This is a genomic window from uncultured Photobacterium sp. (assembly GCF_947039875.1).
Taxonomy (GTDB): Bacteria; Pseudomonadota; Gammaproteobacteria; order Enterobacterales; family Vibrionaceae; genus Photobacterium.
Window position 1 is genome coordinate 16353 of record NZ_CAMRAN010000013.1, and the last position, 15465, is coordinate 31817.

General features: G+C 38.0%; 12 protein-coding genes. 8 read left to right on the forward strand and 4 right to left on the reverse strand.

Features of this window, described 5'->3' with window-relative positions; genetic code table 11:
* Nucleotides 1-77 precede the first annotated feature (77 nt).
* From Q0V26_RS06645 to Q0V26_RS06660, 4 genes are all read left to right on the forward strand, one after another.
* A complete protein-coding gene (locus tag Q0V26_RS06645; protein WP_297479781.1) occupies nt 78-746 on the forward strand; it encodes a DUF2760 domain-containing protein in 669 nt (222 codons plus the stop codon).
* Complete coding sequence (locus Q0V26_RS06650; RefSeq protein WP_297479608.1) at nt 746-2581, forward strand: Hsp70 family protein; 1836 nt, start codon at nt 746-748, stop codon at nt 2579-2581. Before Q0V26_RS06645 ends, Q0V26_RS06650 begins: the two co-directional genes overlap by 1 nt.
* A gap of 160 nt (nt 2582-2741) precedes the next feature.
* A complete protein-coding gene (locus Q0V26_RS06655; RefSeq protein WP_297479611.1) occupies nt 2742-5612 on the forward strand; it encodes an Hsp70 family protein in 2871 nt (956 codons plus the stop codon).
* A 331-nt stretch (nt 5613-5943) separates the two neighbouring features.
* Nucleotides 5944-6147 (forward strand): hypothetical protein, encoded by a 204-nt coding sequence (locus Q0V26_RS06660; protein ID WP_036795050.1) that lies wholly within the window; start codon nt 5944-5946, stop codon nt 6145-6147.
* Between the two features lie 142 nt (nt 6148-6289).
* On the opposite strand, the gene Q0V26_RS06665 is transcribed toward Q0V26_RS06660, so the two are convergent.
* The 3 genes from Q0V26_RS06665 to Q0V26_RS06675 all read right to left on the reverse strand — a co-directional run bounded on the left by Q0V26_RS06665 (nt 6290) and on the right by Q0V26_RS06675 (nt 8666).
* Complete coding sequence (locus Q0V26_RS06665) at nt 6290-7120, reverse strand: ABC transporter (protein ID WP_297479638.1); 831 nt, start codon at nt 7118-7120, stop codon at nt 6290-6292.
* Complete coding sequence (locus Q0V26_RS06670; protein WP_297479783.1) at nt 7117-7983, reverse strand: ABC transporter ATP-binding protein; 867 nt, start codon at nt 7981-7983, stop codon at nt 7117-7119. Before Q0V26_RS06670 ends, Q0V26_RS06665 begins: the two co-directional genes overlap by 4 nt.
* A gap of 368 nt (nt 7984-8351) precedes the next feature.
* Nucleotides 8352-8666 carry a hypothetical protein gene (locus Q0V26_RS06675; RefSeq protein ID WP_297479639.1) on the reverse strand — a complete coding sequence of 105 codons (315 nt, stop codon included), beginning with the start codon at nt 8664-8666 and terminating at the stop codon, nt 8352-8354.
* Nucleotides 8667-9127: 461 nt separating this feature from the next.
* Here Q0V26_RS06675 and Q0V26_RS06680 point away from each other — a divergent pair, with 461 nt between their 5' ends.
* Both Q0V26_RS06680 and Q0V26_RS06685 read left to right on the forward strand, forming a co-directional pair.
* Entirely contained in the window at nt 9128-10153 is a 1026-nt protein-coding gene (locus Q0V26_RS06680; protein ID WP_297479641.1) for a ribonuclease, read from the forward strand.
* 566 nt (nt 10154-10719) lie between these two features.
* The gene (locus Q0V26_RS06685; protein ID WP_297479642.1) at nt 10720-12222 is read left to right on the forward strand and encodes an alanine/glycine:cation symporter family protein; all 1503 of its coding nucleotides are present in this window, start codon (nt 10720-10722) and stop codon (nt 12220-12222) included.
* Between the two features lie 141 nt (nt 12223-12363).
* Here the strand turns inward: Q0V26_RS06685 and Q0V26_RS06690 are convergent, their stop codons facing one another.
* Nucleotides 12364-12645 (reverse strand): hypothetical protein, encoded by a 282-nt coding sequence (locus Q0V26_RS06690; protein WP_297479645.1) that lies wholly within the window; start codon nt 12643-12645, stop codon nt 12364-12366.
* Nucleotides 12646-12938: 293 nt separating this feature from the next.
* Between Q0V26_RS06690 and Q0V26_RS06695 the strand changes: the two genes are divergently transcribed.
* Nucleotides 12939-13304 carry a hypothetical protein gene (locus Q0V26_RS06695; protein ID WP_080157203.1) on the forward strand — a complete coding sequence of 122 codons (366 nt, stop codon included), beginning with the start codon at nt 12939-12941 and terminating at the stop codon, nt 13302-13304.
* A gap of 183 nt (nt 13305-13487) precedes the next feature.
* The gene (locus tag Q0V26_RS06700; protein WP_297479649.1) at nt 13488-15425 is read left to right on the forward strand and encodes an FUSC family protein; all 1938 of its coding nucleotides are present in this window, start codon (nt 13488-13490) and stop codon (nt 15423-15425) included.
* Nucleotides 15426-15465 lie beyond the last annotated feature (40 nt).

The window sequence follows — 15465 nt, forward strand, 5'->3', positions numbered from 1 at the left end:
CGAATCGACCTTTAACCGCTAAGAGTAAACAAATTATGGCTTTTGATTTTTCCAATATGCTCACTGAATTATCAGCGATGCACGTAGATTTGTCGGCGATGCCAACGAGTATCGACATGGGGCACGCGATCTTAGGCGCATTAGCAGTGATCTTTTTGTTAATGTATCTAATGAAAAAAGGTAAACCTGTTGAGATCGAAAAAATTGTTGAAAAAGAGATTGAAGTAGAAAAAATCGTTGAGATTGAAAAACCCGTCGAGATAATCATTGAGAAGATCGTCGAGAAACCTGTTGAAAAAATTGTTGAAGTAGAAAAAATTGTTGAGAAAATCGTTGAAGTAGAAGTTGAACCTAAACTTAAAACATCAACACCCGATTCAGCTCTCCAGCTACTGTCACTTTTACAACAAGACGCGCGCTTTATTGATTTTATGCAAGAAGATCTTAAAGGCTTTGCCGATGCTGATATTGGTGCCGCTGCTCGTGTTATTCATGAAGGTGGTCAGAAAGTACTTAACGAATACTTTAGTTTCGCACCTGTTCGTACTGAAGAAGAAGAATCACGTATTACCCTACCTCAAGGTTTTAACGCATCTGAAGTACGCTTAACGGGTAACGTAGTTGGTGAAGCACCATTTAATGGCACTTTAATCCATCGCGGTTGGAAAGTGACAAATGTTAAATTGCCTAAATTGGCAGAAGGCCATGATGTACATATCATCGCAGCCGCTGAGGTAGAACTATAATGCAAGAAACACAGCAACATCGCTACAGCGTGGGTATTGACTTAGGCACAACACATTGTGTGTTGTCTTATATCGATCTTGAAAATGAAAACGCTGATGTGACAGTAATGGCTATTCCACAATTAACCACGCCTGGTAATGTGGAAGATAAAAACCAATTACCGTCATTTATGTACCAAGCCCATGAATCAGAATTAGCTGAAGGTGATACGGCACTTCCTTGGAATGCAAAACCCAATGCTATTGTTGGTGCGATGGCGCGAAATTTAGGTAGTAAGACTCCTATTCGTCTTATTTCCAGTGCAAAAAGTTGGCTTTGTCATGGTGGTGTAAACCGTCGCGAAGCATTTTTGCCACTCAATAGCCCAGAAGAAGTCGTTAAAGTATCGCCATTAGAAGCAACACAAAAGTACCTTGAGCACATGGCTGATGCGTGGAATTTCCAATATCCTGAAACGCCTATTTGTGATCAAGACGTCACAATCACAGTACCTGCATCATTTGATCCAGCTGCACGTGAATTGACCGCAGAAGCAGCACGCAATGTTGGCTTTAAGCACCTAACCTTGCTTGAAGAACCACAAGCGGCAGTTTATAGCTGGATCAAAAATAACGACGAAAACTGGCGTGACCAAGTTGCTGTTGGCGATATCATTCTAGTGATCGATATCGGTGGTGGTACAACAGATTTATCGTTAGTTGCTGTTACTGAAGAAGATGGTAATTTAACCCTTAACCGTGTTGCTGTTGGCGATCACATCCTTCTGGGTGGTGATAACATGGATCTTGCTCTCGCTTATCGCTTAAAGATGAAGCTTGCGCAAGAAGACAAACAATTACAGCCATGGCAAGTACTCGCCATTACTCATGCATGTCGCGACGCTAAAGAAGCATTACTGAACGATGCAGAGTTACAATCAATGCCGATTGTTGTTCCTAGCCGTGGCTCTAAACTATTGGGCGGTACGTTACAAACTGAACTGACCCAAGAAGAAGTGCAACAAACGCTAGTTGAAGGTTTCTTCCCTCAAACAGCAATTGAAGAACTACCAGTACAAACAGCCCGTGGTGCATTAACCCAAATGGGTCTGCCATATGCACAAGATGCTGCGGTATCACGCCATGTTGCAGGTTTTTTAAGCCGTCAAAACCAAGCTGTTGAAGAGTTATTTGCACAATATGAACAACAGCATGAAGGCTTTATTCGCCCGACGGCTATTTTGTTTAACGGTGGCGTACTTAAATCTTCATTACTATCAGATCGCTTGTTATCAACCATCAATAGGTGGTTAACAACGGCTGGTTCAACTGAAGCGAAACTACTTTCAGGTCTTGATCTTGATCTGGCGGTAGCAAGTGGTGCGTCATATTACGGCTCTGTACGTCGTGGTAAAGGTGTACGTATTCGTGGTGGTATCGCTAGTAGTTACTACGTTGGTATTGAAAGTGCAATGCCAGCAATTCCAGGAATGGAACCGCCATTAGAAGCACTATGTGTTGCTCCTTTTGGTATGGAAGAAGGCAGTCAAGCTGATGTACCAAGCCAAGAGTTTGGTTTGATTATCGGCCAGCCAGTACAATTTAAATTCTTTGGTTCAACGGTACGTCGTGATGATGTTGCAGGTACACACCTTGATTGGTGGCAACCAGAAGAAATGGAACAATTACCGACAATTCAAATGACATTACCTGTCTCTGAAGGTCGTAGCGCTGGTGAGGTTGTTCCGGTTAAACTTGCCTCGCATGTTACTGAACTGGGTATGTTATGCCTTGAAGCTATCGCGACCGATAATGGTCAAAAATGGCAAGTCGAATTTGACGTTCGCGAAGCGTAATAACTTATACAGCGGCGCACTTTATAGTGCGCCGTTTATTTATCTGGCCAATGAAACATGTCAGCGGGCTATATTCTTCTAATTTTCACCCGAAAAAACTGACACATCAATCGTTTCCCATCAGGCTATTTTCTCATTGCAATTATTTTATGGAGTCAGCATGCCTTCATCTTCCCCACGTTACCTTGTTGGTATTGATCTTGGTACAACACACACCGTTGTCGCTTATTGTGAAATCACGGATGCGTTAGAAACAAGCCCAATGCATATTTTTGACATCGACCAATTAATAGCTCCAGGCGAAGTTGCACGTAAGCCTCTCTTGCCCTCATTCCGTTATCATCCAGCGGAAGGTGAAATGGACGCCACTCAATTAGTATTACCTTGGAATGCTGAGCCTGTAAACGGTGAAATTCCAAGTGTCATTATTGGTGAATTTGCGCGTGAGTTAGGTGCAAAAGTTGAAGGTCGCCAAGTTGTCAGTGCGAAAAGTTGGTTATCACATCAACATGTTGATCGTAATGAAGCAATATTACCTTGGTCATCAACGGCCTCAACGTCTGATGTAAAGAAAGTCTCGCCCGTTATTGCTAGTGCAAGTTACCTTAATCATGTCCGCCAAGCGTGGGACTATCATCATAAAAATGACAAACTTGCCCAACAAGAAGTGGTCATTACCGTTCCGGCCTCTTTTGATGAGTCAGCACGCGCACTGACACTAGAAGCTGCAGAATTGGCAGGATTAAAGAAAGTATTACTACTGGAAGAGCCACAAGCGGTGTGTTACGACTGGTATGCCCAAAACCGTCAACAAGCTGATGAATTATTAAAAGACATTCCATTATTGATGGTGTGCGATGTCGGCGGTGGTACTACCGATTTAAGTTTAATCAAAGTCGGCACTGATGAAGGTAAATTGACCCTTGATCGTATTGGGGTTGGCGATCACTTAATGTTAGGCGGCGATAATCTCGATTTAGCATTAGCACACGTTGCCGAACAACGATTACATGGCGAATCTAAAAAACTCAGCCCTGCCGCGTTATCAAAGCTAATTCAGCAAACGCGAAAAGTGAAAGAAAAGTTATTATCAGGTAATGCGCCAGATAACGCCAAAGTAACCATGCTAGGCAGTGGCTCACGTTTGATTGGTGGTGCTAAAAGTATTGAGCTAAACCGTGAAGAAGTGCATAGCATCGCCCTTGATGGCTTTTTCCCTATCACCGCATTTACAGATCAACCGAACCAACGTCAAGCAGCGATGGTTGAGTTTGGACTTCCCTATGCAGCGGATCCAGCTATCAGTAAGCATGTAGCACAATTTATTGATCTGCATGACAATGTCTGTCGTGAAGCGTTTAATGATTTTAACCTGCATCACCCTGATTCAATCATTATTAGTGATGATCAACCTGCAATTCCAGTTGCCGTACTGCTCAATGGTGGTGTGTTTAACAGCCCCCTACTGTCAGCACGTACGCTAGATATTATTTCTCGCTGGCGCGGTGCTCCAGTTACTGAACTTAAAAACCTCCACCCTGATTTAGCGGTTGCCTTTGGCGCTGTTGCTTATGCCAAAGCACGTCATGGCGCACAACTCAAAATTGGTGGTGGTTCTGCCCGTTCATTTTTCCTCACTATTGGTGAAAACAAAGGTACCAAGCAAGGAATTTGTTTATTACCAAAGGGAATTGAAGAAGGTGTCGAAATTACGCTAACTCACCGTAAATTTGCATTAACATTAGGTGAGCCAGTACGATTTAACTTAGTTTCCTCAACGAATGATAAGCATCACGATGTTGGTGAACTGATTGAAATCGTCGGTGATGGTTATATTAGCCTGCCGCCGTTCATTGCAACCTTAGACAGTGATCGTGATCGTGACCTACTGGCTGCGAACCAAAAAGATCGTGAAGAAGTAACCCTAGCTTGCCAGCTAACTGAAGTAGGCACCCTGCAAATTGAAGCAGTTAGCCTTAATGATAATGGCAAACGTTGGAAAGTTGAATTTGCTATTCGTAAAGACTTAGCCCGATTAAATCGTACTAACAATGACAGTGATAGCACGCTTGCAGAAAGTGAACTTCCAGCACGCATGCCTGATGCCATTGATGCGATTAAAAAAGTCTTTGGTGGCACTAAAGCCGCAGATAATAAAGCAGTAAAAACATTACGTAATGATCTTGATAAAATCTTGGGCAAACGTGACGCATGGGAAACGCCATGTTTACGTGAACTAGCAAATGCGTTACTTGATAGTAAGAAACGTCGTCGACGCTCTGATCTTCATGAACGTAATTGGTTAAAACTTACGGGCTTTACTATGCGTCCAGGCTTTGGCTATCCTGCGGATGAATATCGTATGGAGCAGATCTGGCAGTTATATCAACACGGGATTCAATTTGATACCAATACTCAAACTTGGTGTGATTGGTGGATATTCTGGCGTCGTGTCGCTGGTGGCTTATCGCAAGAACAACAGCTTGTTATCTATAAAGACATCGCTAAATACATTACGCCTGGCGCAAGTCGTAACGCTAAGCTTAATAAAGAGCTCCAAGAACGTAGCTACGAAGACATGGTACGCTTAGCGGCTTCTTTAGAGCACTTACCGTTTGATAAGAAGCTACAGCTGATTGAGTGGTTATTTGGTCGTTTACAGAAAACCCAATATGCACAAGCACATTGGTGGGCTATTGGCCGCATTGCAACACGTTCACCTTTCTATGGCAGTGTTCATAACCTATTGTCAGCTGAGCATGTCTCTTACTGCTTACCAGAACTAATGAATTATGATTGGCGTAAAGAGTCATACATTGGTTTTGCTGCAGTAATGATGACGCGTATGACAGGCGATCGCACACTAGACATTAGCGATGAACTACGCCAACAAGTCATTACTAAGTTAAAACAAAGCAAAGCCCCTGATAGTTGGATCGAAATGGTATCTGAGGTCAAAATATTGACAGAAGCAGAAACCAAACGCGTATTTGGTGATGCGTTGCCCAATGGATTACGCCTTATTGGGTAATTAACTTAAAACAATACAATAAAGGGAGGTTCAGCCTCCCTTTATTTTACTGCATATATTCAATCTAATATTCCTTATTTAAAAACAAGATGAAATTAACTACTTTTTGATTAAAAACAGAAGCTTTTTATTTTAAGTTTCTATTTTTAATGCGAAATTAAACCATAATAATAATTCTATTAATCTTCTGTTAAGGTTCACATTGCTATTGTCTTGCTAACAGCATTTGTTTACTTGTTATATATCTAACAAGTCGACCGTTTTTCAAGCATTGAGTGGACGAATTGGAAAGACCATTATCCCGCTCTTAAAAATTAAAATAGGCAAGACTATGACAAATACACAATATGATTTAATCGCACAACGTATCTTTAAATCAGAAAACCAACGCGTTGCTGTTGCTGCAGTCGTGTTTGATGGGCTATCAAGCTACGAAGCAGAGAAGCGTTATGAGCTACCAAAAGGCACACTATCTCGCAACGTTCGTAAATATAAAAATGAAGTACAATACATTGAGTCTGTTTCTGCAGCTTAATTGTTAAATATATTATTTATAACTGTTCCAATATACTTAGGTATATATAAAATAAAATAATCATCCTCAGTTATAAGTTAAATAAAAGAGAATGTAGCTCTACATTCTCTTTTTTAATAACATTAATAATAATATTTCAAATTTAATCACCGCTTCTTAAATAAACACTTGTCTTAAATAGACCTACCGCAGCAATTAATAACCCTAATAATGTTATCGTTCCTATACTTACTAATGTATGCCAAGGCTGATCACTGGTTAAAATATTAAATGCCAAATTACTGACGCTGTTTAACCACCCCCCTATTGCCATTGAATCAAACAACATGTAACTAATGAACTTAATGAGTGTTATTGCAACAAACAACACTAACAATGGGTGCTCTGTTAACTGAGAAGCACAAAAAATTATGCAGGCAATCGGCAATAACGCTAAACTCATTGCCGCCATCATTGAGATAAACTGACTCCAGTGCAATACAATAGCAACAAAAGAAAGTGAATTCTCAGCCAGCATATCTGCAGGCATCATCCACATAGCAACAAGCCATACAGCAACATCCACAAACAATAAGAATAATGATGAAAGTAATGGAATAACGACAAGTGCGACCAATAACTTAATCGCTATTGCTTTACTATCACTCACGGGCATTGAATGCCAAAAAGCCAACGTGCCTTCTTTACGTTCTTTTGCAAGCGCTCGCGCTGAATAAGTAAAAAAACTCAGCAATGAAATAATACCAGCAATGAAAAAAGAGACCGATCCGACAACACCTGCAAATGATGAGGCGACAATTGGCGGTTGCCAACCATCAATATTATTCATCTGAATATTAAAAGAGAAATCATTAATATTACTTAAAACCATAACCACTAATAGCGTTGCAAATAACGCTAAAAATAGGGGTAACCGTATAATTATTTTATGCTCTAATAATTCATTTCTTACTAAGGTATAACTCTGTTTCATTGTACGGTCTCCTGCTGTTTCGCTAAAAATATATCAGCAAGGCTGGGTTGGCTAATATCACCTAACAATGCCAATTGAGAAATATCAGCATCTTCAAATAACAATCGATATTGGCCTAATTGACAATTAACCGTTAGTGGGTTGAGTTGTTTGGCAGCGGTAATATGTTCATCATTCACCGATAAAATAGTAAATTCGCTCGCTAATGAAGATAGTGGCGCTTGTAATACCGCTTGGCCATTTTTAAGTACTAAAACATCTGTCAGCAAATGTGCAATCTCATTCACTTCATGGCTCGCTATGATTAATGCTCGCTCACCTTCTGCAAACCATGCCATCAAGGTACGATAAAATGTCGAACGATACATAAGATCAAGCCCTAATGTCGGTTCATCTAAAATAAGCACATTGACGTTCGTTGCCATCACCAACGCCAAATGTAACTGCACTTTCATACCTTTTGATAAGGCTTTTATTTTACTATTAAGCTTAATCTTAGTTTGCGCTAAATACTGAACCATCTTTTGTTGTTCAAAACGCGGATGGACACCCATGGTATATGCCATTAATTGCTTTACTGTCATCCATTCAGGTAAAGACTCAGCATCAGAAATATAAGCAAGATGTTTAACTATTTTGTCGCGATTTTTTTCAGGCGATAAATTAAAAATACTCAATGCGCCGGTACAACTATGCATACCCAGCAAAGTTTTAATTAAGGTTGATTTACCTGCACCATTATGGCCAAGTAAACCAAGGACTTGCCCACTAGATAAACTAAAGCTAATGTTTTCTAATGCTTTTTTATCATGATAAGACTTAGTAATGTGTTGAGCTTTAATAAAAGGTTCATCACAGTTTATATTACTCACATGGAATCCTTAGTAGCCACTAAATTGAAATAATATTTATTAATAACACAAACAAATTGCTTTATAAATTGATGGCTTACAAAATAGCACCTTTAAAATAAAACAACGTTTAATTATAAGGCACCAATAAACGACAATAATACGAGCTTAATAATGAAAAATAAGGCGAGAGTATACAGAACTACTATAACTAGCTCTGTATACTGAATAAGTGGTTAATATAAAAATGTAACTTACTATATTAAAATAAGAAGGCTGTAATCGAAATTACCAATAAATATAGTATTAAAACATTGGCAGTATAAACATAATTATATTGCAATAACTAAACATTTAAGTTTAATCATTGATTTATATCGCTATTCAGCTTGATTAGGTAAATTTTCAATAACAAGATCGTGTGGTGACACATCATCTTTTTCCATCATCGCTAAAATCTCAATCATACGGGAATGACGTGATTCTTGTTTAAACTCATGTAGAACAGCAATCAGGTTATTTATTTTTTGTAGGGGGATACGCTTGATTACTGCTTTTTGGCGACCTGGTACTTCATCAGCAAAATCAATTAAAATTTGACGATAGTCAACACGAGCTTCCTTTGCCTCACCTGTTGCTTCTACACTTTTTAACATCGCACTGAGCGCTTTTTCTGCAGCTGCGAAACTGTCCATTAATAACCTCGGATAATAATACAAATTTGCTTTGAACATGAAATTGCAAAGCATGCATTGATAAAATGAACAACCTTAATATGAAAATTTAACATTGCTCTATATTTAGCTAAATGAAATTAATAACCTCAGATGAATAAATGAGATTGGTGTTTTCCCACCAACACACTTTAAAGTGATATTTTCACATTAAAGACTCTTTTATTATAATTGATCTTTTCATTTTCGTGTAACAGGGGACGCTACTTCCGTGAATATTACTCTGACTTAGCTTTATTGTGAACACTAATTTAAAAAAAATCGTCAATTTATTCACTCTAAATTGAATATATGTCCTTTTTGACTCGGTTTCTCGTACAACATCACATATTATTATCCAATACTGTATCTAATTCCTCTTAATAAAAGAGGAATAATCAACTATAGTTAGCCCAAATTTATCATTTCATAATAGGCAAACTGTGCGTTCTCATTCTCTTTTAATTACCGTTATTGTCGGTAATATCATTTCTTTATCTAGTTTTGCTGCAAATGCATCAATTCAATCATCAGGTAGCTTTACCTCAAATGGCACTTGTGAGGCATACCAGTCTTTTCGTAAGCAAACCAACCCAGATAACACTCAACTTGTTAACAACAAGCAATATGCAATCAAAGCTATTAATGAAAAAGAATTTGATTGGATCCAAATACTTATTCCCAACGCATCTCCTGCTATGCGTTGGGTCAGTAAATCATGTGGTACAGCACAGTTTAATAGTGATGATCTCTCTAAATCTTCTACTTCTACTTCTACTTCTACTTCTACTTCATTAAAAGCATCATCAAAAAGTTGTGACACCCGCAACGACTTTGATTCATATGTATTAGCATTAACATGGCAACCTGGATTTTGTGAACATGTTAACTACAGAGGTAATAAGCCTGAATGTACAGCCATTAATGACGGTAAATTAAGCATCACTAATTTAACCCTACATGGATTATGGCCAAATAAAGCCAGCTGTGGCACAAAATATGGTTATTGTGATCGTTATTCTCGTCTCGATCTTTCAGCATCGACAATCAAAGAAATATCACCATGGATGCCAAATTTTTACTACCAAACAAAATTTGGTGAATATGAGTGGAAAAAACATGGTGTTTGTCAAAACCTCGATGCTAATGACTACTTTTTAACAGCAACTAAGCTCGTTGAGAAAGTCGATGCTTCAGCAATTGGTCAATTTATCAAAGAAAATATTGGTAATAATGTCTCAACGGCTAGCTTTAAAAAGAATCTGATCTCTCATTTCGGTGCAGATGCCGTTGATCGTATCAGTTTATCCTGTAGCCAAGGTAAGTATCTGAATGAAGTTAGATTGAACATTGGTAAATCATTTAATGTTAACAATAGTGTTCAATCGTTACTTGAATCAGGTCCTAAAGGTCGTCCCTTCTACGGTAATTGTCATAAGAAAATACATATTGAGGCTGCAGGTAAGTAAACATTCTCATATTTGAATTTTCACGATAATAAGAGAGTAATTAATTCTATCACTCTCTTATTATCTATAATGCCTAACTTTCTATACCAGACGCCTTAATTGCTATAATTTATCTCGTAAAACGATGATCAAACGAATAAATAAGATGATAAATAAAAATATAGCGCCGACTTTTTTTAATGGTCAAATCTCAACATACGATAATGCACATCGTACAATAGCATCCCTATAACTCCAACCGTGCTTCTTTTCAACATATTGATTAAAAAGAATAAAAACACGACGCCACACTATCGATGTAACGTGTTACATGGTAATAATTCTTTTTTTGTGATATAAGTCTCCTTGGATTTTTGATTTTTTGTGCTACCTTGCATCGCCTTAGATCACAATGAAATCGGTTACATGTTTAATAATTGTAATAAATAATACCCCTGTATATTACAAATTATAAGCAATAAAAAACCTATTATAGAAACCGATAGCAAGAGCACTCACAAGTAACGAATGTCCCTCTTCACTAAGTAGTCCTTCAAGATTACATAGTTTTATTAACAGGAAAAAATATGATTTCTACGAATGGAAATATACTGAACTCAATCAATGACACCTTGATGGCAATTATTGGTTCAGTAAACGGCGTTTTATGGGGCCAACTTCTTGTTTATTTATTAGTTGGTGTAGGAGTTTATTTCAGTGTCCGTCTTGGTTTTATCCAAATACGTCAATTCCGTCATTCAATCGATGTATTAAAAAGCGGCCGTGAAATAGAAAATGGCATTAGCTCTTATCAAGTTTTTTGTACATCAATGGCAGCTCGTGTTGGCACCGGTAATATGGCAGGCGTTGCGGTTGCATTAACCATTGGTGGCCCTGGTGCGATTTTTTGGATGTGGTTGATTGCTATCTTTGGTATGGCAACAGCGTTTATTGAATCAACCTTAGCACAAGTTTACAAAGTAAAAGACGTTGACGGTCAATACCGTGGTGGCCCCGCTTATTATATGGAGCAAGGTCTTGGCAAACGCTGGATGGGTACTCTTTTTTCAATTTGTCTTATTATAGCTTTCGGCTTTGTCTTCAATGCCGTCCAAGCAAATACCATCACAGACGCACTGCACCACTCTTTTGGGTGGGATGAAACAACACAAGGCATCGTTATTGTTGTCTTTACTGCCTTCTTTATTATGGGTGGCTTACGCCGTGTTGCGACCGCATCAACAAAAATTGTTCCAATAATGGCGGTTGGCTATTTAGCGATTGCATTAGTTATCGTTGCAATGAACATTACTGAACTACCAGCCGTACTTGCTCTTATTGTGAAAAGTGCCTTTGGTTGGCATGAAGCAGTTGCAGGTGGTGTAGCATTTACCGCTTCACAAGCAATGCAAAGTGGTATTGCTCGTGGTCTATTTTCAAATGAAGCAGGCATGGGTTCAGCGGCTAACGTAGCGGCAAGTGCAACACCAAACCCTAATCATCCGGCTTCACAAGGCTTTGTACAAATGCTAGGTGTGTTTGTTGATACTATTGTGATCTGTACAGCATCGGCAGCGATGATCATGCTATCAGGCGTAATGAACTCACCAGATGCAGCTACTGGTATTGGCTTGCTTCAGCAAGCGTTGAGTAATCAATTAGGTGATTGGACGACCTATTTCATTACTTCAGCTATATTACTATTTTGTTTCTCATCGATTATTGCAAACTACACCTATGCAGAAACAAACATTATGTTCTTAAACGGCAATACCAAAAAAGGCTTATTCCTGTTCCGTCTTGCGGTATTAGGCATGGTAATGTTTGGTGCTGTAGCTTCACTTCCTGTTGTTTGGAGTCTAGCAGACGTTTCTATGGGCTTAATGGCACTGGTTAATATTGTTGCCTTAATCTTCCTTTCGGGGTTAGCAATTAAAGTCATCAAAGATTATGAAGAACAGCTTAAAGCAGGTAAAACACCAGAATTTGATCGCTCTAAGTTTAAAGAACTAAAAGATATTGAAGGGGCGTGGCACCCTGATACTATTGCAGAAGCACGTGAAGCAAATGGCAACACGTTTGATAAATAAAATAATCAGATAGTATCTCTATATTGAAACCAGTCAGTAATGGCTGGTTTTTTTTATCTTTATTTTAAGCATTAATAATATTTAGATAAAAATAAAAAAGGCTAAAGAAATAAATTCTTTAGCCTTAGGCATATTTAAACATTATAGGTAACCATGTTGGCTTTTCCAGCTTTCACTCATTTGCGCTAAAACACACGCAGGAAGTGGACGATGGGCTTTTGCAGGCTGTGTTGCTATTTTTCGATAACCACTAGCTTGCAGTCTTAAATCAAAGGCTTTATCAATTGGCTTGCCAACTCGTGCCAAATCCCAACGGAAGACACGTAGTGCTGTATATTCATGCTGTTCAATATCACCACCATAAGGATACATTAGCACTTTAGCATATGCTTGTTTTGCCAATTCGAAGTTCACATTAATCATGAGTTTCTCCTTAGCACCTATTTGGCTATCACTACTGCCAAGGGCTAAATTTAACGTAAAACGTTACAGTGTCTCATGCAAGCAATTTCTCAAAGATCTTGATGTAAAATGATAGATATAACTAAATTATGTGACACCCACCCCACTATTGTACAGTTGGCAACCATTTTATGCGGTAAAAATAGCCAACTATTATTAAATTCACTCGATGATATCACTTTCTAAAAATTGCACTTTAAACCCGTTATAAGCTGCATTACTATGCTAGGTATAACCACTTCAAGGACAACATAATGCAACCAATACAAGTGCAACCTAACCCACAACTTGCCGTTATTTTTAAAACATGGTCTACGGAGTGGGCTAAAGATGTTGAAGCTGGAAAAAAAGACACAGCGAACCAATTTCACACTGTGTATAGCATTGCTGCTAATTTGTTTGCAAAAGGTGGTGAAATAGATATTGCCGTTATTTCTGCATTATTTAATGACTGTAAACAAAAAACAGAAATGGCTGAGCAGCTAGTTAAAAAGATAAGCATCAGCTTAAAAGATGACGATGAACGTGCACAACAATTAATTACTAAAGTGAATACCGCGGCACAAGATGCAGCTTTTGCAATGAATTACCTTGGTCAGCTATTAATAAAATCAGCATAAATTTATAAATAAGTAGTGCTTCGTATGATGCACTGCTTATTTTTTAACTAATACCATTCTGTAACATTACCAATAACGCATTACTTGTATTGCATTATTTATTATATTCTACGCCTCATTTTAGCTTATTTTATCGCTATATTTTGACGTATCAGCATGTTTTATTATTAACAAGCCGCCATCATGAAAATAACAACGTTAACGACTATGTTTAGCCGCTGGTTTTCCAATGCAGCAGATATTCCCGACTCTATTCGTATAACCATTCCAATGTTAGTCAGTCTAGGTGTGTTTTATAGCTTAGGTTTTACTAGTGCCGGTATATCAGGCTTGATTACAGCATGGTTACTTGGCGTTCAAGCTCGCAATCTACCCTATTTAAAACGATTACAAATACTGTCTATTTCCATCATAATCACCGTTGTTGCAACTTATTTGGCGTTTTTAGTCTTTAGCTATATGTGGTTAAGTGCTATTACATTATGTTCAATCGCCATTATTTATGGCTTAATGTCTAATCAACGCCCTCATATTCGCTTATTTGGCTATAACTTTGGTTTTATCTACATTATGGCGATTCATTTTGCCTCTGTAGGCGATAGTTTAACTATTGTGCTGATGGCGAATATCTTTGCTGGCTTATGTGTCATGCTCTCATCTTTAATGCTATGGCCTTTTTTTAAAGGACGTATTTTGCATCAACACACAGTAACAGTGCACAATGCATTGGCTGACTGGCTTGATGAATTACGATTATCTAATGATGAAACACAGTTAGCGGCAAGACGACAATTCTTTTATCAAAGTGCCCACAATTTAGCGTATTACAGCAATTCTGTTTCATCGTCTAAGCGTGCCCTACAAATAAAAATAGAACTGCAACGTTTATTAGAAATGTCTGAGTATATTATTTGTTTAGAGCGGGTACTCAGCTTTGATATTCATACAACCACACGAATTAAACTATTTGGTTGGATAGAAAAAGCCACCGACCAATTAAGAAAAAAACAACAAATCACTGCAACATTTGCAACTAATGAATACAAAAATACAGTTTATATTATTGATATAATAGAAAACTTTAAACGTTGTTATAATTTTGATACTTTTTCATCACCCGATAATAGTAAAAATATCTATTTATTTACCAATGACAGTGAAGCATTTATTAGTGATTTTCGCCTTGCTCTTAAATTTAATTCTAAAGAGTGGCGTCATGCTGGAAAAATTGCGGTAACATTAGCTGTAACGCAATTTTTAACTGAATTTTATCATTTACCACAAGGTTATTGGATCTCACTAACAGCCTTTATTGTGTTGCTGACCTCATCAATGGCAATCACTAATCACCGCATTTGGAATCGTTTTTCTGGTACGGCTTTAGGGGGAATTTATTGCTTTGTTTGTTTATATTTTGTGCCGCCACAATACGTTTTATTATTAACCAGTATTTCGGTCTTTTTCTCTTTTACGTCTTATCACAAAGAGCGTTATGACATCCATGTATTTTGGTTAACATCAATGATTGTATTCGCGATCAGTTTGTTATCTCCTGATAATACTTATGTGTCTTTTTATCGCATTATCGATACATTATTTGGAGTAACTATCGCATTTTCGGTGAATTATTTTATTGCGCCAAGTTGGACGATGACATGGCTAGATCGCCACACAGCTAGCATGATAAAGTCTCAAATATTATATGTGGCTGTATTAAACAAACCGCAATGGGAACAAAAAATCAATTTATACCAAAGCCAGCAACGTTATTATGCGCTAAACGGCGAGGTTATGAATTTACTCAAAGAGCCTAACTTAAGCCCTCGTACATCACAAGACTGGCTAAGTTTATTAGTATTAATTCAACATTTAAATGATGCATTATTATTAGCAACCAAATTAGGTATCCAATCCGATAAACCACAATCAACCTCTCACTGGGTCAACCAATTACAATGGATAAAACAGACATTTCCTGATCGTTGTAAACATGGCGAGATGCCTCCATTTTATACAGAAACAACGCCTATCCCTGAAGATATGTTATGTGCATTAATCGAAAAAGACATTCAACAGCTTACTGCATGGATGCTTTATCAACGGGCTTTTGTTGTCGGTTAAATTCATACATTTATTACTGATAAATAAAAACCGCGCATCA

Coding starts and splice junctions, on each gene's coding strand:
- Q0V26_RS06645 (WP_297479781.1), top strand. CDS start 78: ATGCACGTAGATTTGTCGGCGATGCCAACGAGTATCGACATGGGGCAC.
- Q0V26_RS06650 (WP_297479608.1), top strand. CDS start 746: ATGCAAGAAACACAGCAACATCGCTACAGCGTGGGTATTGACTTAGGC.
- Q0V26_RS06655 (WP_297479611.1), top strand. CDS start 2,742: ATGCCTTCATCTTCCCCACGTTACCTTGTTGGTATTGATCTTGGTACA.
- Q0V26_RS06660 (WP_036795050.1), top strand. CDS start 5,944: ATGACAAATACACAATATGATTTAATCGCACAACGTATCTTTAAATCA.
- Q0V26_RS06665 (WP_297479638.1), bottom strand. CDS start 7,120: ATGAAACAGAGTTATACCTTAGTAAGAAATGAATTATTAGAGCATAAA.
- Q0V26_RS06675 (WP_297479639.1), bottom strand. CDS start 8,666: ATGGACAGTTTCGCAGCTGCAGAAAAAGCGCTCAGTGCGATGTTAAAA.
- Q0V26_RS06685 (WP_297479642.1), top strand. CDS start 10,720: ATGATTTCTACGAATGGAAATATACTGAACTCAATCAATGACACCTTG.
- Q0V26_RS06690 (WP_297479645.1), bottom strand. CDS start 12,645: ATGATTAATGTGAACTTCGAATTGGCAAAACAAGCATATGCTAAAGTG.
- Q0V26_RS06695 (WP_080157203.1), top strand. CDS start 12,939: ATGCAACCAATACAAGTGCAACCTAACCCACAACTTGCCGTTATTTTT.
- Q0V26_RS06700 (WP_297479649.1), top strand. CDS start 13,488: ATGAAAATAACAACGTTAACGACTATGTTTAGCCGCTGGTTTTCCAAT.